The following is a 572-nucleotide window of genomic DNA, read 5'->3' as shown; positions in this document are numbered from 1 at the left end:
AGGTTTTGCTTGATCGCTTTAAAAAATAGTTCTACCTTCCACCGATCTTTATAAATTGCAGCAATGGTAGATGCAGCTAAATGAAAGTTATTACTTAAAAACTCAAACGTTCTTTTCAGTATCATAAAACTCTATACGTCTTAATCGCTTCGGTGCCCCACGCTTTTTAGCATAATCGCTACTCAACTCAATATATTCATCCGCAAGAATCCCCTTACTGACTAACACATCTTGTTTTGATTTCACCTCATAAACAGTCTTTGGTCTCAAGCGAGTAACAAAGCTAATATTCTGCTGTGTCATCTCTGCAAACCACTGATAATCAAATACAATGATACTTCCAGATGGAAATTTGAGTCGTCGACCTTGTACCATGTCATTTTCAATACCATCACCAAGCGCAACAAACTCAGGAATGGTGTTGCTATGATTTAACCCAACTGTAAGTTTTATATTGGCTTTGGACTCATGTACTTTTGCCCATTCACACAATGACAGTGAAAGATCAATATGACTCGCATCAAGTGAATATAATGGATTTTTAAATCGAAATTTATGAGCAATCTTGGAAT

1 pseudogene is annotated in these 572 nt (G+C 36.2%); it reads right to left on the bottom strand.

The features are described 5' to 3' along the window. A pseudogene (locus ACE01U_RS17040) lies at positions 1 to 572 on the bottom strand (IS4 family transposase); the annotation flags it as partial.

Source organism: Acinetobacter halobius, from assembly GCF_044130335.1.
In the GTDB taxonomy this organism is placed as follows: domain Bacteria; phylum Pseudomonadota; class Gammaproteobacteria; order Pseudomonadales; family Moraxellaceae; genus Acinetobacter.
This window is presented reverse-complemented; position numbering and strand designations above follow the sequence as displayed.